The sequence below is a fragment of the Trujillonella humicola genome, from assembly GCF_046233715.1.
Lineage (GTDB): Bacteria > Actinomycetota > Actinomycetes > Mycobacteriales > Geodermatophilaceae > Trujillonella > Trujillonella humicola.
In genome coordinates this window covers 4,682-26,435 of the sequence record NZ_JBJNRJ010000019.1, presented here as the reverse complement: position 1 = coordinate 26,435, position 21,754 = coordinate 4,682, and the positions used below count along the sequence as shown (strand labels likewise).

Annotated in this window: 17 protein-coding genes; 11 read left to right on the top strand and 6 right to left on the bottom strand. The window is 74.4% G+C overall.

The annotated features are described in order from the left end of the window. Nucleotides 1-80: 80 nt before the first annotated feature. Nucleotides 81-1,076 carry an LLM class flavin-dependent oxidoreductase gene (locus tag ACK586_RS11910; RefSeq protein ID WP_409330695.1) on the bottom strand — a complete coding sequence of 332 codons (996 nt, stop codon included), beginning with the start codon at nt 1,074-1,076 and terminating at the stop codon, nt 81-83. 201 nt (nt 1,077-1,277) lie between these two features. Between ACK586_RS11910 and ACK586_RS11905 the strand changes: the two genes are divergently transcribed. Next, nucleotides 1,278-2,939, top strand: a complete 1,662-nt coding sequence (locus ACK586_RS11905; RefSeq protein ID WP_409330694.1) for an AMP-binding protein — start codon at nt 1,278-1,280, stop codon at nt 2,937-2,939. A 36-nt stretch (nt 2,940-2,975) separates the two neighbouring features. Here the strand turns inward: ACK586_RS11905 and ACK586_RS11900 are convergent, their stop codons facing one another. Then, entirely contained in the window at nt 2,976-3,371 is a 396-nt protein-coding gene (locus tag ACK586_RS11900) for an STAS domain-containing protein (RefSeq protein WP_409330693.1), read from the bottom strand. A gap of 208 nt (nt 3,372-3,579) precedes the next feature. On the opposite strand from ACK586_RS11900, the gene icmF reads away from it, so the two are divergent. From icmF to ACK586_RS11885, 3 genes are all read left to right on the top strand, one after another. Then, nucleotides 3,580-6,825: a fused isobutyryl-CoA mutase/GTPase IcmF gene (gene icmF, locus ACK586_RS11895; RefSeq protein WP_409330692.1), complete on the top strand. Its 3,246-nt coding sequence runs from the start codon at nt 3,580-3,582 to the stop codon at nt 6,823-6,825. Between the two features lie 115 nt (nt 6,826-6,940). Continuing rightward, nucleotides 6,941-7,447 carry a MarR family winged helix-turn-helix transcriptional regulator gene (locus ACK586_RS11890; protein ID WP_409330691.1) on the top strand — a complete coding sequence of 169 codons (507 nt, stop codon included), beginning with the start codon at nt 6,941-6,943 and terminating at the stop codon, nt 7,445-7,447. A gap of 11 nt (nt 7,448-7,458) precedes the next feature. Next, nucleotides 7,459-8,232, top strand: coding sequence for a helical backbone metal receptor (locus tag ACK586_RS11885; protein WP_409330690.1), 774 nt, complete (start codon nt 7,459-7,461; stop codon nt 8,230-8,232). Nucleotides 8,233-8,320: 88 nt separating this feature from the next. On the opposite strand, the gene ACK586_RS11880 is transcribed toward ACK586_RS11885, so the two are convergent. After that, complete coding sequence (locus ACK586_RS11880; RefSeq protein ID WP_409330689.1) at nt 8,321-9,139, bottom strand: IclR family transcriptional regulator domain-containing protein; 819 nt, start codon at nt 9,137-9,139, stop codon at nt 8,321-8,323. Between the two features lie 146 nt (nt 9,140-9,285). Continuing rightward, the gene (locus tag ACK586_RS11875) at nt 9,286-10,758 is read right to left on the bottom strand and encodes an amidohydrolase family protein (protein ID WP_409330688.1); all 1,473 of its coding nucleotides are present in this window, start codon (nt 10,756-10,758) and stop codon (nt 9,286-9,288) included. A 226-nt stretch (nt 10,759-10,984) separates the two neighbouring features. Between ACK586_RS11875 and ACK586_RS11870 the strand changes: the two genes are divergently transcribed. The 4 genes from ACK586_RS11870 to ACK586_RS11855 are packed head-to-tail and all read left to right on the top strand — an operon-like array spanning nt 10,985 to nt 14,861. Then, the gene (locus tag ACK586_RS11870; RefSeq protein ID WP_409330687.1) at nt 10,985-12,166 is read left to right on the top strand and encodes a CaiB/BaiF CoA transferase family protein; all 1,182 of its coding nucleotides are present in this window, start codon (nt 10,985-10,987) and stop codon (nt 12,164-12,166) included. Further along, nucleotides 12,163-12,984 (top strand): citryl-CoA lyase, encoded by an 822-nt coding sequence (locus ACK586_RS11865; protein WP_409330686.1) that lies wholly within the window; start codon nt 12,163-12,165, stop codon nt 12,982-12,984. The genes ACK586_RS11870 and ACK586_RS11865 overlap by 4 nt, the downstream gene beginning before the upstream one ends. A gap of 4 nt (nt 12,985-12,988) precedes the next feature. Beyond that, on the top strand, nt 12,989-13,972 hold the full coding sequence (locus ACK586_RS11860) for a quinone oxidoreductase family protein (RefSeq protein WP_409330685.1): 984 nt from the start codon (nt 12,989-12,991) through the stop codon (nt 13,970-13,972). A 25-nt stretch (nt 13,973-13,997) separates the two neighbouring features. Next, nucleotides 13,998-14,861, top strand: a complete 864-nt coding sequence (locus ACK586_RS11855; protein WP_409330684.1) for a dioxygenase family protein — start codon at nt 13,998-14,000, stop codon at nt 14,859-14,861. Nucleotides 14,862-15,162: 301 nt separating this feature from the next. Here the strand turns inward: ACK586_RS11855 and ctaD are convergent, their stop codons facing one another. Beyond that, nucleotides 15,163-16,920, bottom strand: a complete 1,758-nt coding sequence (ctaD, locus tag ACK586_RS11850; protein WP_409330683.1) for an aa3-type cytochrome oxidase subunit I — start codon at nt 16,918-16,920, stop codon at nt 15,163-15,165. Between the two features lie 225 nt (nt 16,921-17,145). Here ctaD and ACK586_RS11845 point away from each other — a divergent pair, with 225 nt between their 5' ends. The 3 genes from ACK586_RS11845 to ACK586_RS11835 all read left to right on the top strand — a co-directional run bounded on the left by ACK586_RS11845 (nt 17,146) and on the right by ACK586_RS11835 (nt 20,979). Beyond that, on the top strand, nt 17,146-18,657 hold the full coding sequence (locus ACK586_RS11845; protein ID WP_409330682.1) for a mannitol dehydrogenase family protein: 1,512 nt from the start codon (nt 17,146-17,148) through the stop codon (nt 18,655-18,657). Nucleotides 18,658-18,741: 84 nt separating this feature from the next. Next, nucleotides 18,742-20,301 carry a phospholipase D-like domain-containing protein gene (locus ACK586_RS11840; protein ID WP_409330681.1) on the top strand — a complete coding sequence of 520 codons (1,560 nt, stop codon included), beginning with the start codon at nt 18,742-18,744 and terminating at the stop codon, nt 20,299-20,301. 60 nt (nt 20,302-20,361) lie between these two features. Continuing rightward, entirely contained in the window at nt 20,362-20,979 is a 618-nt protein-coding gene (locus tag ACK586_RS11835; protein ID WP_409330680.1) for a YceI family protein, read from the top strand. Nucleotides 20,980-20,985: 6 nt separating this feature from the next. Here ACK586_RS11835 and ACK586_RS11830 read toward each other — a convergent pair whose 3' ends face one another. Beyond that, nucleotides 20,986-21,708 (bottom strand): Clp protease N-terminal domain-containing protein, encoded by a 723-nt coding sequence (locus ACK586_RS11830; protein WP_409330679.1) that lies wholly within the window; start codon nt 21,706-21,708, stop codon nt 20,986-20,988. Between the last annotated feature and the right edge of the window lie 46 nt (nt 21,709-21,754).

Genomic DNA, 21,754 nt, shown 5'->3' with positions numbered 1-21,754 from the left:
CCGAGGGCGCGCGCGGGGGGGGGGGGGGGGGGGGGGGGGGGGGTGGTATCCGCCCGAGGGGCCCACGGCGCCGGAACCCCTCAGGCGGCGACCGACGACATCGCCTCGGCGGTCAGCTCCACCGCCCGCAGCCGGGCCTCGGGGGAGGGGGACTGGAAGGCGACGATGAGCTCGTCGGCGTCGGCGAGCTCCCGGAAAGCGGTCAGCCGCTCGCGGACCTCGGTCGCCGTGCCCACCGCGGTGTGGGTGAGCATCCCGTCGACGTGCACCGCCGCCCCGCCGGCCAGCAGCAGGTCGGTCTCGGCGTCCGAGAGGTCTCGGCCGCGGCCGAAGAGACCCACGGCCAGCCGCCGGCGGACCTGCGCCAGGTCGGCCCGGGCGGCCTCGGCGGTGTCGGCGGCGACCACGTTGACCCCCGCGATGACGTAGGGGGCGTCGAGCTCGGCCGAGGGGCGGAACTCGCTGCGGTAGGCGGCCACCGCCTTCTCCAGCAGTGCCGGGGCGAAGTGCGACGCGAAGGCGTAGGGCAGGCCCAGCGCGGCGGCCAGCGTCGCGCCGAACATCGAGGAGCCCAGCACGTACAGCGGCACCCGCGACCCCTTGCCGGGGACGGCGTCCACGCCCGGCACCCGGGTCTCGCCGGCGAGGTAGGCCTGCAGCTCCAGGACGTCCTGGGGGAAGCGGTCGGCGGAGTGCGCGTCGCGGCGCAGCGCGTACATCGTGTTCTGGTCGCTGCCCGGCGCGCGGCCCAGGCCCAGGTCGATCCGCCCGGGGTACATCGCGTCGAGGGTGCCGAACTGCTCGGCGATCGTCAGCGGCGAGTGGTTGGGCAGCATCACGCCGCCGGCGCCCAGCCGGATGCTCGAGGTGTGCGCGCCGACGTGGCTGATCAGCACGCTGGTCGCCGAGGAGGCGATCGTCGGCATGTTGTGGTGCTCGGCGTACCAGACCCGCCGGAACCCGTGTTCCTCCGCGGCGCGGGCCAGGGCGACGCTCGCGGCGATGCTCTCCCCGGCGGTCTGGCCGGGCGCGATCGGGGCGAGGTCGAGGACGGACAGCGGGAGGGACGGTGACATGGGGGTGACCTCTCGTTCGACTGCGCCGCCCGGACCCGGGGCGCGTGGTGCCGCCCGGACCCGGACCCGGGGCGGGTGTTGTTGCCAGGGGCAACCGCCGGGGCGGCCGTCCGCTTCCCGGTCCCCCCGTCCGTAGGTGGTGGCGTGCCCCGCACGGGGAGCAGGGTGGCGCGGTACCCGTCGCCGTCCGCGGAGGCCCCGATGAACGCCGCCCAGCCGCTCGTCCCCTCCTACGCCAGCGGGACCTCGACCGTGCCCCTGCTCGGGGACACGATCGGCGCGAACCTCGACCGCACCGTCGCGCGGGTGGGGGAGCACGAGGCGCTGGTCGAGTGCGCCACCGGCCGCCGGTTCAGCTATCCGCAGTTCGCGGCGGAGGTGGACGCGGTGGCGCTGGGCCTCGACGCGCTCGGCGTCGGCAAGGGCGACCGGGTCGGCATCTGGGCCCCGAACTGCGCGGAGTGGGCCTTCGTCCAGTACGCCACCGCCAAGCTGGGCGCGATCCTGGTCAACATCAACCCCGCCTACCGCACTCACGAGCTGGCCTACGTGCTGAACCAGGCCGGCATCTCGGTGCTGGTGAGCGCGCCGGAGTTCCGGACCAGCGACTACCGGGCGATGGTCGGCGAGGTCCGCGGGCAGTGCCCGCAGCTGCGCGAGGTCGTCTTCCTCGGCGACCCGGCCTGGGACCGGCTGCTGGCGGCCGGCCGGGCCGGCGACCGCGGGCTGCTGGCGCGCCGGGAGGCCGAGCTGTCGGCCGACGACCCGATCAACATCCAGTACACGTCGGGGACCACCGGCTTCCCCAAGGGCGCCACGCTCACCCACCACAACCTGCTCAACAACGGCTTCTTCGTCGGCGAGGGCTGCGGCTACACCGAGGCCGACCGGATCTGCATCCCGGTGCCCTACTACCACTGCTTCGGCATGGGCATGGGCAACCTGGCCGCCACCAGCCACGGCGCCACGATGGTGATCCCGGCGCCCGGCTTCGACCCCGCGGCGACGCTGCGCGCCGTGCAGGACGAGCGCTGCACCTCCCTGTACGGCGTCCCCACCATGTTCATCGCCGAGCTCGCCCTGCCCGACCTCGGCGACCACGACCTCTCCTCGCTGCGGACGGGCATCATGGCCGGCTCGCCGTGCCCGGTGGAGGTGATGAAGCGGGTGGTCGCCGAGATGGGCATGACCGAGGTGACCATCTGCTACGGGATGACCGAGACCTCCCCGGTCTCCACCCAGACCGGCGCGGACGACGACCTGGACCGGCGCACCTCCACCGTCGGCCGGGTGCACCCGCACCTGGAGGTCAAGATCGTGGACCCCGGCACCGGGCTGACCGTGCCGCGCGGCGAGCCGGGGGAGTTCTGCACCCGCGGCTACTCGGTGATGCTCGGCTACTGGGAGGAGCCGGAGAAGACGGCGGAGGTGATCGACGCCGCCCGGTGGATGCACACCGGCGACCTCGCGGTGATGGACGCCGAGGGCTACGTGAACATCGTCGGCCGGATCAAGGACATGGTGATCCGCGGCGGGGAGAACGTGTACCCGCGGGAGATCGAGGAGTTCCTCTACACCCACCCCGACGTCGTCGACGCGCAGGTGATCGGCGTCCCCGACGAGCGCTACGGCGAGGAGCTCATGGCCTGGGTGCGGCTGCGCGAGGGCGCCGCGCCGCTCACCGCCGAGGGCCTGCGCGAGTTCTGCGCCGGCCGGCTCGCCCACTACAAGGTCCCGCGCTACGTCAAGGTGGTCGACGCCTTCCCGATGACGGTCACCGGGAAGATCCGCAAGGTCGAGATGCGCGAGGTGTCGGTGCGCGAGCTGGGCCTGGAGACCGCCGCCGCGGTCCGCAACGCCTGAGGGGCTGCCGAGCCCCTCCCGGGACGCCCGCCCGGGTCACCCCGTCCCGCGGGCGGGCCGCGGCACCACGGCGAGGACGTCGTCCAGGCCGGTCAGCGCGATCAGCCGGCGGACGCAGCGGGCGGCGCCGACCAGGTGCAGCGGCCGGCCGTGCTCGAGCGCGGCCGTGCGGACGCCGAGCAGGGCGGCGAGCCCCCCGCCGTCGCAGAAGGTGACGGCGCCGGCGTCGACCAGCCACGCCGGGGCCGTCCCCAGCGCGAGCGGGTGGACGGCCTCCAGCACCAGGTGCGCCGAGCAGTGGTCGAGCTCCCCGGTGGCGGTGAGCAGACCGGTGGCGACGTCGACGCGCACCAGGAGCGAGGCGCCGGGATCGGGCAGCGGTGCGGTCGGCAGCGCGAGCACCGGGGCGAGGGGCGGAAGGGCGAGGGACACGGGCGACCCACCGTCTCGACGGGCGCCAGGGCCGGCGCGCCGTCGGTGAGGACGTGCGCGGCCGGGGCTTCGACCTGGCTCGACGATACCCGCGGGAAGGCGTCCGCGACACCGGGAGCCGGCGTGGAGACCGGCGGATCTCCGTGGACGTCCAAGTAGTGCGCTACGCTCGTTGGACGTCCGAGTACCCCTCCGTCTGGAGTCCGCCGTGACCGCTCCCTCTGCCCGGCCGCCGCTGCACGTGCCGGTCCACCCGGTCCGGTTCGTCACCGCGGCCAGCCTGTTCGACGGGCACGACGCCGCCATCAACGTGATGCGGCGGCTGCTGCAGAGCCAGGGTGCGGAGGTCGTGCACCTGGGCCACGACCGCGGGGTCGACGCCGTCGTCCGCGCGGCGGTGGAGGAGGACGTGCAGGGCGTGGCCATCTCGTCCTACCAGGGCGGGCACGTCGAGTACTTCTCCTACCTGAAGGAGCGGCTGACCGCGGCCGGCGCCGGTCACGTGCGCGTCTTCGGCGGCGGTGGCGGGGTGATCGTGCCGGAGGAGATCGCGCTGCTGCGCGAGCGCGGGGTGCGGATCTTCTCCCCGGAGGACGGCGCCCGCCTGGGCCTGCCGGGGATGATCAACGAGCTGGTCCGCGAGTGCGACGTCGACCTGGCCGCGAGCGCGCCGTCGGCCGAGGCCGTGCAGGCCGGCGACGCGGCGGCGCTGGCCCGGGCGGTCACCGTGCTGGAGGCCGGCCGGGCCCCGGAGCTTGCGGGGGAGCTGCGGGCGGCGGCCGCCGGGCGCACGGTGCCGGTGCTGGGCATCACCGGCACCGGCGGGTCGGGCAAGTCCTCGCTCACCGACGAGCTGCTGCGCCGGATCCGGCTGGACCAGGGCGACCGGCTGCGGGTGGCCGTCGTGGCGATCGACCCGACCCGGCGGCGCGGCGGCGGCGCGCTGCTGGGGGACCGGATCCGGATGAACGCGCTGGAGGAGACGGTCGGCGGCGACCGCACCTGGTTCCGGTCGCTGGCCACCCGGACCGCGGGCACGCAGGTGCCCGAGCACCTGGACGACGTGCTGGCCGCGGTGAAGGCGGCCGGCTTCGACCTGGTGGTGGTGGAGACGCCGGGCATCGGGCAGGGCGACGCGGCGATCGTGCCGTTCAGCGACGTCTCGCTGTACGTGATGACGCCGGAGTTCGGCGCCGCGTCGCAGCTGGAGAAGATCGACATGCTCGACTTCGCCGACGTGGTGGCGGTGAACAAGTTCGAGCGCCGCGGTGCCGAGGACGCCCGCCGCGACGTGGCCCGGCAGATGGTGCGCAACCGCGAGGCCTTCGGTCAGCCGTGGGAATCGATGCCGGTGTTCGGCACCAGCGCGGCCCGGTTCAACGACGACGGCGTGACCGCGCTGTACCAGCACCTGCGCGGCCTGCTCGCCGAGCGCGGGCTGCCGGTGGGCGAGGGGGTGCTGCCGGCGGTCGACGTCCGCGCCTCGACCGGGTTGTCCAGCGTCGTCCCGTCGTCCCGGTCGCGGTACCTGGCCGAGATCACCGAGACCGTGCGCGGCTACCACCGCACCACCGAGGAGCAGGCGGAGCTGGCCCGCCGCCGCCAGCACCTGGGCACGGCGGCGGAGGTGCTGGACGGGGATGCCGCGGCGGCCGCGCGGGCGGCCGCGGAGGCCACCGAGCTGCAGCCGGAGGTCCGCGGCCTGCTGGAGCGCTGGCCGGCCACGGTCGAGCAGTACTCCGGCGACGAGCTGACCTACACCGTGCGCGGGAAGGACATCACCGTCCCGCTCACCCGCGAGACGCTGTCGGGCACCAAGGTGCGCCGGGTGGCGCTGCCCCGGACCCGCGACGAGGGCGAACTGGTGCGCTTCCTGCGGCGGGAGAACCTGCCCGGCGCCTTCCCCTTCACCGCCGGGGTGTTCCCGGTCAAGCGCGAGGGCGAGGCGCCCGCGCGGATGTTCGCCGGCGAGGGCGACCCGTTCCGCACCAACCGGCGGTTCAAGCTGCTCAGCGAGGGCCAGCCCGCCACCCGGCTGTCCACCGCCTTCGACTCGGTGACCCTCTACGGGCGCGACCCGGAGCTGCGGCCCGATGTCTACGGCAAGGTCGGCACCTCCGGGGTCTCGATCGCGACCCTGGACGACATGAAGGCGCTCTACGACGGGTTCGACCTGTGTGCGCCGACCACCTCGGTGTCGATGACGATCAACGGCCCGGCGCCGGCGATCCTCGCGATGTTCCTCAACACCGCGATCGACCAGCGGGTGGCGGCCTTCCGCGCCGAGGAGGGCCGCGGGCCCGACGAGGCCGAGGCCGAGGAGATCCGGGCGTTCGTGCTCTCGACGGTCCGCGGCACGGTGCAGGCCGACATCCTCAAGGAGGACCAGGGCCAGAACACCTGCATCTTCTCCACCGAGTTCGCGCTGCGCTGCATGGCCGACATCCAGCAGTGGTTCATCGACCACCGGGTGCGCAACTTCTACTCGGTGTCCATCTCCGGATACCACATCGCCGAGGCCGGGGCGAACCCGATCAGCCAGCTCGCCTTCACGCTGGCCAACGCGTTCACCTACGTCGAGGCCTACCTCGCCCGCGGCATGGCCATCGACGACTTCGCGCCCAACCTGAGCTTCTTCTTCTCCAACGGGATGGACGCCGAGTACACCGTGATCGGCCGGGTGGCCCGGCGGATCTGGGCGGTGGCCATGCGGGAGAAGTACGGGGCCGGCCCGCGCGCGCAGCAGCTGAAGTACCACGTGCAGACCTCGGGGCGGTCGCTGCACGCCCAGGAGATGGACTTCAACGACATCCGCACCACGCTGCAGGCGCTGTGCGCGATCTACGACAACGCCAACAGCCTGCACACCAACGCCTACGACGAGGCGGTGACCACGCCGAGCGCTCAGTCGGTCCGCCGCGCGCTGGCCATCCAGATGATCATCGACCGCGAGTGGGGTCTGGCCCAGAACGAGAACCCGCTGCAGGGGTCGGCGATCGTCGAGGAGCTCACCGACCTGGTCGAGGCCGCGGTGCTCGAGGAGTTCGACCGGATCGCCGAGCGCGGCGGCGTGCTCGGCGCGATGGAGACCGGCTACCAGCGCGGCCGGATCCAGGACGAGTCGATGCTCTACGAGCACCGCAAGCACGACGGCAGCCTGCCCATCATCGGCGTCAACACCTTCCTCGACCCCGACCGCTCCGGGCAGCCCGAGACCTCGCTGGAACTCGCCCGCGCCACCGAGGACGAGAAGAAGTCCCAGCTCGCCCGGCTCGAGGACTTCCACAACCGGCACGCCGCCGAGGCCCCGGCCGCCCTCGCCCGGCTCCAGGAGGTCGCGATGGGCGGCGGCAACGTGTTCGCCGAGCTCATGGACGCCGTCCGGGTCTGCTCGCTCGGGCAGATCAGCGGCGCCTTCTTCGAGGTCGGCGGCCGGTACCGGCGCTCGGTGTGACCGGCCCGCGCCGGCTCTTGCGGTGTTCCCCGCGGTCCTGCGGTTCTGCAACGCCGCAGGAGCAGGGGGAACACCGGAAGAGGGGAGCAGGAGCGGCTGAGTCATCATGACGGCCGTGAGCACGCCGTCCCTGCCCTTCGACCCCGTCGCGGCGGCGACCCGGCAGTGGCGCGAGCACGGGTGGGAGCACGCCGCGGTCGGCATGGAGGCGGTCACCTCGCTGATGCGCGCCCAGGCCATCGTGCAGGCGCGGGTCGACGAGGTGCTGCGCCCGCTGCAGCTGACCTTCGCCCGCTACGAGCTGCTCATGCTGCTGTCGTTCACCCGGACCGGCGCGCTGCCCATGACCAAGGCCGGCGCCCGGCTGCAGGTGCACCCGGCGAGCGTCACCAACGCGGCCAGCCGGCTGGAGGCCGCCGGCCTGGTGCGTCGCCGTCCGCACCCGGAGGACGGCCGCGGCGTCCTCGTCGAGATCACCGACGCCGGGCGCGCGCGGGCCGCCGAGGCCACCGCGCGCATCAACGAGGTCTTCGCCTCCCCGGAGCTGAGCAACGAGCGGATGCGCGAGCTGGTGGACATCCTCCGCGAGCTGCGCCGCTCCGCCGGCGACTTCGCCTCCTGAGTCCCGCCGAAGTGGCCATTTCGGCGGTCGACGACCTCGGGACGCCGGTGCCGCTGGCGGGGCCGCCCCGGCGGGTCGTCTCGCTCGTGCCGTCGCTGACCGAGGCGCTGGCGGTCTCGGTGCCGGACCGGCTGGTCGGTGCCACGGACTGGTGCACCCACCCGGCCGGCCTCGACGTCGCCCGGGTGCGCGGCACCAAGAACCCCGACCGGGCGGCGATCGCGGCGCTGTCGCCGGACCTCGTCGTCGCCAACCGGGAGGAGAACCGGCGGCTGGACGTCGACCGGCTGCGGGCGGCCGGCATCCCGGTGTGGGTCACCGTGGTCGAGTCGGTGGACGAGGCGCTGACCTCGCTGCGCCGGCTGTTCGCCGAGGCGCTCGGGGCGGAGGAGCCGGGGTGGCTGGCCGACGCGACGGCGGCCTGGGCCGGGCCGGCGCCCGCGGCGCAGGTGCGGGTCGCCGTCCCCGTCTGGCGGGACCCGTGGATGGTGGTGGGCCCGCGCACCTTCGCCGGGGACGTGCTGGCCCGGCTCGGGCTGGTCAACGTGTTCGGGGCGGGGGAGGACCGCTACCCGCGGACGACGCCGGAGGAGATCCTCGCGGCGGGCGCGCAGGCGGTGCTGCTGCCCGACGAGCCCTACCTCTTCACCGCCGACGACGGCCCCGAGGCGTTCCCCGGGCTGCCCCACGCGCTCGTCTCCGGCCGGGACCTCACCTGGTACGGCCCCTCGCTGGCCGGCGCCCGGGAGCGCCTCGCGTCGGCCGTGGCCGCCCTCCTCACGTGACCGGCGAGATCTGCACACTCGTCACCATCAGCCGCTGATGCCGACGAGTGTGCAGATCTCGTCCGTGGAGATGTCGGGCGAGGCGGGATCAGCCGTTCGCGGCGGGGCGGGGCAGCTCGACGTGCGGGCGGGACTGCCAGCGCGCCCAGTCCGCGCTCACCTCGCCGGCGGCCCGGAGCAGCCGGGGCAGGTGCTCGCCGAGCAGCCGCTCGGTGGAGGTCTCCGCGGCGTGCACGGTCACGTTCATCGCCGCGCGCACCGCGCCCGCGCCGTCGCGCACCGGGACGGCGACCGAGCGGACCCCGGGCGCGAGCTCCTCGTCGGCCAGCGCCCAGCCCCGGGCCCGCACCCCGGTGAGCTCCTCGCGCAGCTGCTCGCCGCTGCGGGTGAGGTACGCGGGCAGCCCGGCCCGGCTGGGCTCGGCGAGGACGCCGTCCAGCTCGGCCGGGGGCAGCGCGGCGAGCAGCACCTTCCCCTGCGAGGTCTGGGCGGCGGGGAAGCGCGTGCCGATCTCCACCCGGAGCGCGATGAGCTTGGGCACCGACACCCGGGCGACGTACACGATGTCGGAGCCCTCCAGCTGCGCCATCGACGAGGACTCGCCGGTCTGCGCGACGAGGTCCTCCAGGTGCGGCCGGGCGACGTCCCACAGGCCCAGCGACCCCACGTAGGCCATGCCGAGGTCGAGCACCCGCGGGGTCAGCTCGAACCCGGTCGGGCCCGACCGCACGTACCCCAGCTCCTCGAGGGTGAGCAGCAGCCGCCGGGCGGTGGGCCGCGCGAGCCCTGCGGCGCCGGCCACCTCCGACAGCGACATCGCGCGGTGGGCGGTGCCGAAGCAGGCCAGCACGTCGAGGCCGCGCGCCAGCGCCTCGACGAAGTCCGGCCCCGCCCCGCGTCCCGCCACCTGTCCTCCTCGTCGGTGGGGGGGTGGTGGTGGGGGGGGGGGCCCCGGCCCCCCACCCCCCGCCCCCCCCCCACCCCCCCCCCGGGGGCGGGGGGGGGGTGGGGGGGGGGCGGGGGGCGGCCCCCCCCCCAAACACCTCCGGGCCCTCATCGACCCAGGACGCGCTCTTCGCCGCCGGCCCGCTTGGACTCGTCCTTGTAGTCGCTGTACTGGTACGGGTTGTCGAGGATCTCCGCCTCGGCCTCGGGCACCTCGGGGAACATCCCGGCCTGCCAGACCTCCTCGCCGCACTCGCCGCGCAGGTGGTCGATGGTGTCCTCGACCTCGCGGCGGACGGCGGCCAGGTCGACGCCGACCAGCTCGCCGTCGGACTTCACGATCCGCCCGTCGACGAGCACCGTGTGCACGTCGGCGCGCTGGGCCTGGAACGCCACGTGCCCGAACGGGTTGAGCATCGGGAACGAGACCGGCGACCGGTCGTTCTTGACGAGGACGACGTCGGCCCTGCGCCCGGGCTCCAGCCGGCCGAGGTCGCCGTCGCGGCCGATGGCGTGCGCGCCGCCGCGGGTGCACCACTCGACGACGTCGCGGGCGCGCAGCCGCAGGTGGGTGATGGTCTCGCCCTTGAGGTGGGCGTCCATGTGCTCGGACATGCGGTCGGCGTTGAGCGTCGCCCGCATCGCGGAGAACATGTCGCCGCTCCACCACACGCTGGTGTCCATCGACAGCGACACCGGGATGCCGTACCGCAGCACCTGCTCGGTGGGGGCGTGGCCCTGGCCGGCGCTGCACTCGCTCTCGGTGGCCACGGAGATCGACCCGCCGGTGCCGGCGATCCGCTGGTAGCTGTCGGCGGTCAGGGTGGCGGCGTGCACGTAGGTCGTGTCCGGCGTCATGAACCCGGCGTCGTACATCTGCTGGATGCCGGTGTCGTTGGTCGCCGCCCACACGCCGGCGTGCGTGGTCACCGGCAGCCCGAGCTCCCGGGCCGCCTCGAACGCCGCCCGCTCCGGGAACTCCGGGTCGCCGGTGACGTCGAAGGCGAGCTGCACGCCCATCATGTCGTCGCGCTCGTCGCGCAGCCGCTCGAGGAACGACCGGACGGCGGGGTCGGCGGTCCACTCCCACGGCCCGGCCTGGATGTTGCCGTAGGCGAACACGAACCGGCCCGGCGTCGACCGCAGCGCGTCGAGCGCCGCCTCGGCGTGCTCGACGGTCTGCAGGTTGTGCGACCAGTCGACGGTCGTGGTGACGCCCGCGTCCAGGGACTCGATGGCGGCCAGCCGGTTGCCGGCGGCGATGTCCTGCGGCCGGAACTTCTTGCCGTGCTCGAGGTAGTACCAGACGAAGTACTGGGTGAGGGTCCAGTCGGCGCCGTAGCCGCGCATCGCGGTCTGCCACATGTGCCGGTGGGTGTCGATCATGCCCGGCATGACGATGCCGTCCGTGGCGTCGATCTCCTGGGTGCCCTCGGGGACGTCGAGGCCGACGCCGATGGCGGCGATCCGGCCGTCGGTGACCAGGACGTCGGTGCGGGGCAGCACGCTGCCGGCGTCGTCCATCGGCAGGACGGTGCCACCGCGCAGGACGATCGGCCGGCCGGCCTCGGTGCTGGTCATGGAACTCCTCCTCGACGGGACGACGACTCTGTCGGACGGACGTCCGCTGTGCGGACGCGCGCCGGGTGCGGCCACCTTGGCCGTGACCTGGACCACCTGTCAAGACAGTGCAGCGGACGATCCCGTCCGGTTGACAGCCGACGCGATGCGGTCCGAGACTCGGCCGGACGGCTGTCCGCACAGCGGGCGTCAGGGACGGCGGAACGGCGGAGGGACACGGACGGCGATGACCACGAACGCGACCGGCGGGCCGCTGTCCGGGCTGCTGGTGGCCGACTTCTCCCGCATCCTCGCCGGGCCCTACGCCACGATGCTGCTGGCCGACCTGGGCGCCGAGGTGGTCAAGGTGGAGGGACCGCGCGGCGACGACACCCGCACCTGGGCGCCGCCGGTGCGCGCGACGGCCGAGGGCGAGGTCTCGACCTACTACCTGGGCGTCAACCGCAACAAGCGCTCGGTGGCGCTGGACCTCAAGGACCCCGGCGACGTCGCGGCCGCCCGCGAGCTCGCCCGCCGCGCCGACGTCCTCGTGGAGAACTTCAAGCCCGGCGGCCTGGCCCGCTTCGGCCTGGACTACGCGTCGGTGGCCGCGACCAACCCGGCGGTCGTCTACGCCTCGATCAGCGGGTTCGGCAGCGGCCCGGGCGGGCGCTCGCTGCCCGGCTACGACCTGATCGTGCAGGCGATCTCCGGGCTGATGAGCCTCACCGGTGACCCCGGCGGCGACCCCTACCGGGCCGGGGTCGCGGTCTTCGACGTGATGGCCGGCCTGCACGCGACGATCGGCGTCCTGGCCGCGCTCGAGCACCGGCACACCACGGGCCGCGGGCAGCACGTCGAGGTCAACCTGCTGTCCTCGGCGATGTCCGGGCTGGTCAACCAGACCAGCGCGTTCGTGGCCGGGGGCGTCGTCCCGTTCCGGATGGGGAACAGCCACCCCAGCCTGTTCCCCTACGAGCCGATGGCCTGCGCCGACGGGGACCTGATCATCACCGCCGGCAACGACGGCCAGTTCCGCAAGCTGTGCGAGGTGCTGGGGCTGCCCGGGCTGGCCGACGACCCCCGGTTCGGCAGCAACGAGGACCGCAACACCCACCGCGACCAGCTGCGCCCGCTCCTGGAGGAGCGGCTGCGCACCCGCACCAAGCTGGAGTGGTTCCGCGACATCATCGGCGCCGGCGTGCCGTGCGGGCCGATCAACACCGTCGACCAGGGCGTCGCGTTCGCCGAGGAGGTCGGGCTCGACCCGGTCGTGACGGTGGGGGAGGGGGACGCCGCCGTGCCCTCGATCCGCAACCCGATCCGGTTCTCCGCCACCGACGCGTCCTACCGGCTGCCGCCGCCGCGGGTGGACGAGCACGGCGAGGAGATCCGGCGATGGTTGGCCACGCCCGAGGAGGAGCGGTGACCGACGCGCAGTACCCGACCGCCCTGGGTGCCTCCACCCGGGAGACCATCACGCTGCTCGGGCACGACCTCGCCCGCGACGTCATGGGCACCGTCGGCTTCGGGGAGCTGGCCTTCTGGCTGGCGACCCAGCGCCGTCCCACGGCCGGGGAGACCCGGGTGTTCGAGTCGGTGCTCGCCGCGCTGGCCGACCACGGGTTCACCCCCACGGCGATCGTGACCCGGCTGACCTACCTGTCGGCTCCGGACTCGGTCCAGGGTGCGCTGGCCGCCGGCCTGCTCGGCGGCGGCTCGCGCTTCCTCGGCGTCACCGAGGACTGCGGCCGCTTCCTGCACGACGTCCTCGCCGCGACCGCGCAGCTGCCCACCGACGACGCCGGCTGGGACGCCCTCGCCCTGGAGACGGTGCGCGCCCAGCGGGAGGCGCGCCGGTTCGTGCCCGGGCTGGGTCACCACGTGCACAAGGACGGCGACCCGCGCACCCCCCGGTTGTTCGCGATCGCCGCCGAGGAGGGGCTGACCGGCCCGCACCTGGCGCTGTTCGCCGCGATCGGCCGGGTGCACCCGCAGGTGCTGGGGAGGACGCTGCCGCTCAACGGCGCCGGCGTCTGCGGCGCCGCGCTGGCCGACCTCGGCCTGCCGCTGGAGCTGCTGCGCGGCTTCGCCCTGCTGGCCCGCACCGCCGGGCTGATCGGCCAGCTCGCCGAGGAGCTGCGCTCCCCGGTGGCCAACGACGTCTTCCTCTCCGTCGACCTGAACAACCGCTCCGTCCCACCCGACCCCTACGAGCCCGACGCCCTGCCGTCGGCGGGGAGCTGACGCCGTGCACGCCGCCGTCCTCACCGTTCCGGGGGGCACCCCGGCCTGGGCCGGGCACCCCGATCCGGAGCCGGGTGCCGGCCACACGCTGATCCGCGTCGCCGCGGCGGCGATCGTCCCGCTGGATTTGCTGTGCGCCTCCGGGACGTCGTACTTCGGCGCGCCGGCCTGCCCGTACGTGCCGGGCACGCAGGGCGTGGGCGTGGTCGAGCGCTCGGCGTCCCTGGCCCCCGGCACCCGGGTCTTCTTCGAGACCACCGCCGGGCGGGAACCAGGCGACGGCAGCCTCGCCGAGCTGTGCGCCACCCCCGACCACATGGTCGTGCCGATCGAGGCCGACGTCGCCGACGTCGAGGCCACCGCGCTGGGTATGTCGGCCGTCGCCGCCTGGATGGCGCTCACCGCCCGCGGCCGCTTCCGGTCCGGCGAGCGGGTGCTCGTCCTGGGCGCCGGCGGGGCGGTCGGCCAGGCCGCGGTGGGTGCCGCGCGGGTGCTGGGCGCCTCGCGCGTCGTGGCCGCCTGCCGCTCGGCCGAGGCGCAGGAGCGGGCGCGCCGGGCCGGCGCCGACGCCGTCGTCCCGCTGACCGGGGAGGCGGCCACCGACGCCGACGCGCTCACCGCGGCGCTGCGCGAGGCGCTCGGCGGCGAGGTCGACGTCGTCGTCGACCCGGTGTGCGGCACCGCCGCGACCGCCGCCGCCCGGCTGCTGGCTCCCGGCGGCCGGCTGGTCAACCTCGGCGGCGCGTCCGGGGACACGGCGGAGTTCTCCTCGGCGGTGCTGCGCAGCCGCTCGGCGGAGGTCCTCGGCTACACCAACGTCAGCCTGACGCCCGAGCAGCGCCGTGAGGCGCTGGGCGCGGTCCTCGCGCACGCGGCCGCCGGCGAGCTGGCCGTCGACTCCGAGCAGGTGCCCCTGGCCGACGTCGCCGCGGCCTGGGAGCGGCAGGCCGCCGGGCGGGCGAGCCGGCGGCTGGTCCTCACCCCCTGACCCGACCCCACCCCCTGGAGGAGCGATGGAGCTCGTCACCGAGGAGAACATCACCGAGCTTGCCGTGCGGCGGTGGCAGACCGCGCACGACCCGCGGTCGGCGGAGCTGCTGACCGCGCTGGTGCGCCACCTGCACGCCTTCGCCCGCGAGGTGCGGCTGACCGAGGCGGAGTGGATGGCCGCGATCCAGTGGCTCACCCGCACCGGGCAGATCAGCACCGAGAAAAGGGAGGAGTTCATCCTCGCCTCCGACGTGCTCGGGCTGTCGATGCTCGTCGTCCAGATGAACCACCGGCTCGACCCGGCCGCGACGCCCGCGACGGTGCTCGGCCCCTTCCACATCGCCGGCTCGCCGGAGCTCGGCTTCGGCGGCGACATGTCCGACGGGCTGGACGGCGTGCCGCTGTACGTGCACGGCACGGTGCGCGACCTGACCGGCAAGCCGGTCCCCGACGCCGAGCTCGACGTGTGGCAGGCCGACGCCGAGGGGCTCTACGAGTCCCAGCACGCCGACCTCGACGAGGCGCGGCTGCGCGGCATCTACCGCACCCGGGACGACGGGTCCTACTGCGTCCGCACGCTGGCGCCGAAGGGCTACAGCATCCCGATGGACGGCCCGGTCGGGGAGCTGATCTCGGGTACCGACATCAGCCACTTCCGGCCGGCGCACATCCACTTCCTGCTCGACGTCCCCGGCCACGAGCCGCTGATCACCCACCTGTTCCAGGAGGGCGCGGAGTTCCTCGACAGCGACGTCGTCTTCGGCACCAAGCAGGAGCTCGTCGTGCGGTTCGAGGAGCGGGAGCCCGGGCCGACGCCGGACGGCGGCACCAGCGAGGTGCCGTGGCTGGAGGCCCGCTACGACTTCGTGCTGCAGCCGGAGGGCTGACCGTCCCGGTGGGTTTCGCCGGCGGGGTGACGCGTGCGACGGCGGTGAGCCCGCCGGCGAGCAGCGGCGCCAGCAGCAGGGGCAGCGCCCGGGGACCGAGCAGGCTCAGCCCGGCGGTCGTGGCCAGGACGGCGGCGGTCGCGACCGCGCCGAACCGGCGCCGCACCCGGCGCACGGCGTCGGTGAACAGCTGCTGCTCGAGGTCGGCGAGCGCGTCGGCCTCGTGCGGATCGACGGGCACGGGCACCTCCCGGGGCTGGGGAGGGCCCCTCCGGCCGCGGGCGGGGGAGGGGTCCGGCGTTCAGGTCGGGTCGGGGTCGTCGGGTCCCTGCCGGGCACCGGCGGTCAGCCCGATCTCGTCCGGTCCCGGCGGCACGTGCCGCCGGCCCACGTGCGCCTCGGAGTGCAGGCGCTCGACCAGGTGCGGGTAGTGCGCCTCGAACGCGGGGCGCTCGGAGCGGATGCGGGGGATGGCCACGAAGTTGTGCCGCGGCGGCGGGGACGAGGTGGCCCACTCCAGCGAGTTGCCGTGCCCCCAGGGGTCGTCGCGCAGGGCGAGCTGCCCGTGCTTCCACGAGCGGACGACGTTGTAGAGGAAGGGGATGATCGACGCGCCCAGCACGAAGGAGAAGAGGGTCGAGATCGTGTTGAGCGTGGTGAAGCCGTCCCCCGGCTGGTAGTTCGCGTAGCGCCGCGGGAAGCCCTCGTCGCCCAGCCAGTGCTGGATGAGGAACGTGCCGTGGAAGCCCACGAACGTCAGCCAGAACTGGAGCCGGCTCAGCCGCTCGTCGAGCATTCGGCCGCAGATCTTGGGGAACCAGAAGGCGATCCCGGCGTTGGCGGCGAACACGACCGTCCCGAAGACCGTGTAGTGGAAGTGGGCGACGACGAAGTAGCTGTCGTTGAGGTGCCAGTCCAGCGGCGGGGAGGCGAGCAGCACCCCGGTCAGGCCGCCCAGGAGGAAGGTCACCAGGAAGCCGAGGGACCACAGCATGGGTGCCTCGAACGTCAGCTGGCCGCGCCACATGGTGCCGATCCAGTTGAAGAACTTGATGCCGGTGGGCACCGCGATCAGGTAGGTCAGGAACGCGAAGAACGGCAGCAGCACCGCGCCGGTGGCGAACATGTGGTGCGCCCAGACGGCCATCGACAGGGCCCCGATGGCCACCGTCGCGAACACCATGCCCTTGTAGCCGAACAAGGGCTTGCGGCTGAAGACCGGGATGATCTCGGTGACGATGCCGAAGAACGGCAGCGCGATGATGTAGACCTCGGGGTGGCCGAAGTACCAGAACAGGTGCTGCCACAGCAGTGTCCCGCCGTTCTCCCGGGTGAAGACCAGCGACCCGAGGTTGCGGTCGGCCAGGTTCACCAGCAGCGCGGAGGCGAGGATCGGGAAGACCAGGATCGCCAGCAGGCTGGTGACCAGCGTGTTCCAGGTGAAGATCGGCATCCGGAACAGGGTCATCCCCGGCGCGCGCAGGCAGGCGATCGTGGTGATGAAGTTGACGGCCCCCAGGATGGTGCCCAGCCCGCCGACGGTCAGGCCGGCGAACCACAGCGTCGCGCCCGCGCCAGGGGAGTGCACGCCGTCGGACAGCGGCGTGTAGGCGTACCAGCCGAAGTCGGCCGCGCCGCCGGGCGTGAGGAAGCCCGCTGCGGCGATCAGCCCGCCGAACAGGAACAGCCAGTACGACAGGGCGTTGAGCCGCGGGAACGCGACGTCGGGCGCGCCGATCTGCAGCGGCATGACCAGGTTGCCGAACGCGAAGAACAGCGGGGTGGCGAACAGCAGCAGCATGATCGTGCCGTGCATGGTGAAGAGCTGGTTGTACTGCTCGGGGGAGAGGTACTGCAGCCCGGGCTGGGCCAGCTCGCCGCGCATCAGCATCGCCATCAGCCCGCCGGCGATGAACCAGACGAACGAGGTCACCAGGTACATCAGCCCGATCGTCTTGTGATCGGTGGTGCGCAGCAGGGCCGTCAGCTGCGAGCCCTTGACGACGGGCCGCTCCGGACCGGGGCGGCTGACGATGGGCCGGGGTGCCAGGGAGGTCACGGTGCGCCCCCTCCCGGCCGGGCGGGACGCCGAGGCGAGGGTGGCGCCGGCAGGTGCGGAGAGGTCTGCGGAGACGTCTGCGGAGAGGTCACGGAACCCTCCCTCCGTGGCGCGGACGGGGCGGCGGAGGCCCATGGTGGACCCGCTCGCGACCGGGGGGAACCCGGATGCGCACGGCCGTCGCCGGTCCGTGCGTCCCACCGTCGGGGTGGGTAGGGGCCGCGCATGCCGCGGCTGAGCGCCTCCACCCTGACCTCGCTGAGCCCCTCGGTCTGGACGCCGCGCTACGACCGCGCCGCGGTGCGGCCGGGCATCGTGCACCTCGGCGTCGGCGGTTTCCACCGCTCCCATCAGGCGTTCTACGTCGACCGGCTGCTGGAGTCCGGCCGGGCGGGGGACTGGGGCATCTGCGGGGTGGGCGTGCTGCCCGGCGACCGGCGGATGGCCGCGGTCATGGCCGCCCAGGACTGCCTCTACACGCTCGTCGTCAAGCACCCCGACGGGTACCTGGACGCGCGGGTGGTCGGCTCGATCGTCGAGTACCTGTTCGCCCCCGACGACCCCGAGGCCGTGGTCGAGAGGATGGCGGCCGAGGTGACCCGGATCGTCTCGCTCACCGTCACCGAGGGCGGGTACAACACGTCGGCGGCCACCGGGGAGTTCGACGCCGACGCCCCGGCGGTGCGCGCGGACCTGGCCGCGGGCGCCGCGCCGCGCACCTCCTTCGGCCTGGTCGTCGAGGCCCTCGCCCGCCGGCGGGCGCGCGGCCTTCCGCCCTTCTCCGTCGTCAGCTGCGACAACATCCCGCACAACGGCGACCTGGCCCGCCGCAGCTTCGCCGCGTTCGCCGCGCTGCGCGACCCGGAGCTGGGCGAGTGGGTGGCCGCCGAGGTGCCGTTCCCGAATTCCATGGTCGACCGGATCACGCCGGTCACCACCGACGACGACCGCGCCGAGCTCGCCTCCCGGTTCGGCGTCGAGGACGCCTGGCCGGTCGTCTGCGAGCCGTGGACGCAGTGGGTGCTGGAGGACGCGTTCCCCGGCGGGCGGCCGCCGGTGGAGGACGTCGGCGTGCAGGTGGTCGCCGACGTCGCCCCCTACGAGCTGATGAAGCTGCGGCTGCTCAACGCCGGGCACCAGGTGCTGGCCCACCTCGGCCGGCTGGCCGGTCTCACCTACGTGCACGAGGCCTGCCAGGACCCGCTGTTCCGGGAGTTCCTGCGCGGCTACCTCGACGAGGAGGCCACCCCGACGCTGGCCCCGGTACCGGGCATCGACCTGCGCCGGTACAAGGCCGAGCTCGTCGGCCGGTTCGCCAACCCGCAGGTCCGCGACACCCTCGACCGCATCCGGGAGAACGCCTCCGACCGCGTCCCGCAGTTCCTGCTGCCGGTGATCCGGGCCAACCTGGAGCGCGGCGGGGAGATCCGCCGCTCGGCCGCCGTGCTCGCCGGCTGGGCGCGGACGGCGGAGGGGGACGACGATGCCGGCCTGCCCCTGGCGCTGGTCGACCCCCGCGCCGGGGAACTGGGCGCCCGGGCCGACCGGCAGGCCGCCGAGCCACTGGCGTTCCTGGGGGACCCCGACGTCTTCGGCGACCTCGCCGCCGACCCGCGGCTCGCCGCGAGCTACCGCTGGGCCCTGACCTCGCTGCGGGAGCGGGGCGCCCGCGCCACCGTCGCCGACCTGGTCGGGCCCGCCCGCCGCGCCGCCGCCCGCCCGGCGTCCCCCGGCTGACCAGCGGCGTCGCCGGTCGGCCGACCGGGTGGTCCGTGGGCGCGGGGGCACCCCGGCAGGACACCGGGGGCGCACAATGCCCCGGTGTCCTCCGACGGCGGTACGACGACCTCGCCCGGCCTGCGCGTACCCAGCCCGCGGGAGCCGGTGACGCCGCCGGTGCCGGCCGTGACCGGCGGCCGAATGCTGGTGCCCGGGGAGACCTGCTGGCGGATCGAGCGGGCCGACCGGCACGCGGTGTTCGTCGACGCCGCCGACTACTTCGCCACCCTGAAGAAGGCGGTGCGCGACGCCCGGCGCCGGGTGCTGTTCATCGGCTGGGACTTCGACCCCCGGATCCGGCTGGACCCCGCAGCCGGCGGGCGGCCCCGCGACGACCGGCTGGGGCGGGTGCTCGAGGCCGCCGTCCGGGCCAACCCGGAGCTGGAGATCGGCGTGCTCCAGTGGGACCTGGGCATGGCGTACGCGCTGGCGCGCGGGCTGGCGCCGATCCTGCTGCTGAACCGCCGCACACCGGACCGGCTGACGTTCGCCGTGGACACCCACCACCCGGTCGGCGGCGCCCACCACCAGAAGATCGTGGTCGTCGACGACTGCCTGGCCTTCGCCGGCGGCATCGACGTGACCGCCGACCGCTGGGACACCCCCGAGCACCGCGACCGCCACCCGCTCCGGGTGCGACCCCGCTCGCACCGGCCGACGATGCCCTGGCACGACGTGACCAGCCTGGTGACCGGCCCGGCCGCGCGGGCGGTCGGGGACCTCGCGCGCGAGCGCTGGGAGAGCGCCACCGGCGAGCGGCTGGAGCCGGTGACCGACGTCGAGGCCTGCTGGCCCGACGGCGTCGAGCCGTTCCTCACCGACGTGGACGTCGCGATCTCGCGGACCCGCCCCGAGCACGGCGGGACGACGCTGGTGCACGAGATCGAGCTGCTGTGGCTGGCCGCGATCGCCGCGGCGCGGCGGACCGTCTACATCGAGACCCAGTACTTCGCCAACCGCCGCATCGCCGAGGCCATCGCCGACCGGCTGCGGGAGGACGACGGCCCGGAGTTCGTCGTCCTCAACCCGCACGAGGCGTGGGGCTGGCTGGAGGAGAAGGCCATGGGCTCGGCCCGGGCGGCGCTGCTGGACATGGTGCGGCGTGCCGACCGGCACGGCCGCTTCCGCCTGTACGTGCCGGTCACCGAGGGACGGCGGTCGATCTACGTCCACGCCAAGGTGCTCGTCGTCGACGACCGGCTGCTGCGCATCGGCTCGGCGAACCTGAACAACCGGTCGATGGGGCTGGACACCGAGTGCGACCTCAGCATCGAGGTCGCCGCGCAGCAGGGGGACCACGCGTCCGTGGCGGCCTCGGTGGTGGCCCTCCGGGACCGGCTGCTCGCCGAGCACCTGGGGGTCGAGCCGGGGGACGTGGCCGGCGCCGTCGAGCGGCACGGGGGATCGCTGCTCGCCGCCGTCGAGGAGCTGCGCCGGCCCGCGGGCCGGTCGCTGGTGCCCTTCGACCCGCCCGATCTCGGCCCGGCCGAGCAGCTGCTCGCCGACACCCAGCTGCTCGACGCCGAGCGCACGCCCAACCGCCGGCAGCGGGTCCGCCAGGCCTTCGGCCGCCGGCGGGCGCGCCGGCCGCTGGCCGGCTGAGGCGCCCGCCCGCCCCCGGTCTGCCACGGGCGTCGCCGTCGGGGAGGATGGGGACCACCTGTGGGAGGGACGACGACCGTGGCCAAGCACCGCGCTCCCGACGCGGACCCCGCCGACTTCGACGCGGCGACCACCGCGCTGACCGACGTGAGCGGGGACTACGTCGTCGACGTCGCGCACACCCGCATCGGCATCCGGGCCCGCCACGCCATGGTCACCACCGTGCGCGGCTCGTTCCGCGACTTCGAGGGGGAGGCGCACCTCGACGCGGCGGACCCGCCGGCCAGCCGGGTCGTCCTGCGGATCGCGACCGCCAGCGTCGACACCGGCCAGCCCGACCGGGACGCGCACCTGCGCTCGCCGGACTTCCTCGACGTCGAGGCCTTCCCGGCGATCGTGTTCACCTCGACCGCGGTGGAGCAGATCGACGACGACGTCTTCCGGGTGACCGGCGACCTGACGATCCGCGACGTCACCCGGCCGGTGAGCGTCGACTTCGCGCTGACCGGCTCGGCGATGGACCCGTTCGGCAACGCCCGGGTGGGGTTCGAGGGCGCGCTGGCGATCCGGCGCAGCGACTGGGGTCTCACCTGGAACACCCCGCTGGACACCGGCGGGGTGCTGGTCAGCGACCGGATCCAGATCGAGTTCGACGTCTCGGCGATCCGCGCGGCCTGAGCCGCCTCAGGCGCCCGACCCGCCGGCGGCCTCGGCCGCGGTGCGCAGCGCCGTGGTGATCTCCTCCTCCGCCCGGGCCGCGTCGACGCCGAGGCCGGTGAGCAGCCCCGCGCCGGACTCCTGCTCCAGCAGCGCGAGCAGCAGGTGCTCGGTCCCCACGTACTCGTGACCCAGTCGCCGTGCGGCGTCGAAGGTGCCCTCGAGCACGGCCTTGGTCGCCTCGTCGAAGGGGATCAGCGCCGGGACCGGTGCGCCGGACGCCGGTGGCAGCGTGGCGGAGGCCGCCGCCCGGACCCGGTCCGGCGACCCGGCGTGCGCCGCGACCACGCGGGCGCCGATGCCGTCGGGCTCGCGGAGCAGGCCGAGCACGAGGTGGGCAGGGGAGACCTCGACCGCCCCGGCGGCGCGCGCCTCCTCCTGCGCGGCAACGACGACGTTGCGGGCTCGTGGGGTGAACCGGCTGAAGCCCTCCTGCGGGTCCACCGGTTTGTCGGCGCGGCCGACGAACCGCTTCTGCGCCGCCTGCTTGGTGACCCCCATGCTGCGGCCGATGTCGGTCCACGAGGCGCCTTGGCGGCGGGCCTGGTCGACGAAGTGGCCGATGAGGGAGTCGGCGATCTCCCCCACGGCGTCCGCGACGAGCACCGCGTCGGTGAGCTGCTGGAGCGGGTCGGAGTGGACCGTGCGGATGGAGTCGATGAGGTCGTCGAGCCGGACGGGGATCTGCACCGGAGGCGGCGGGGGGGGCCCCCTCCGGGGTGCGATGCGCGCCCCC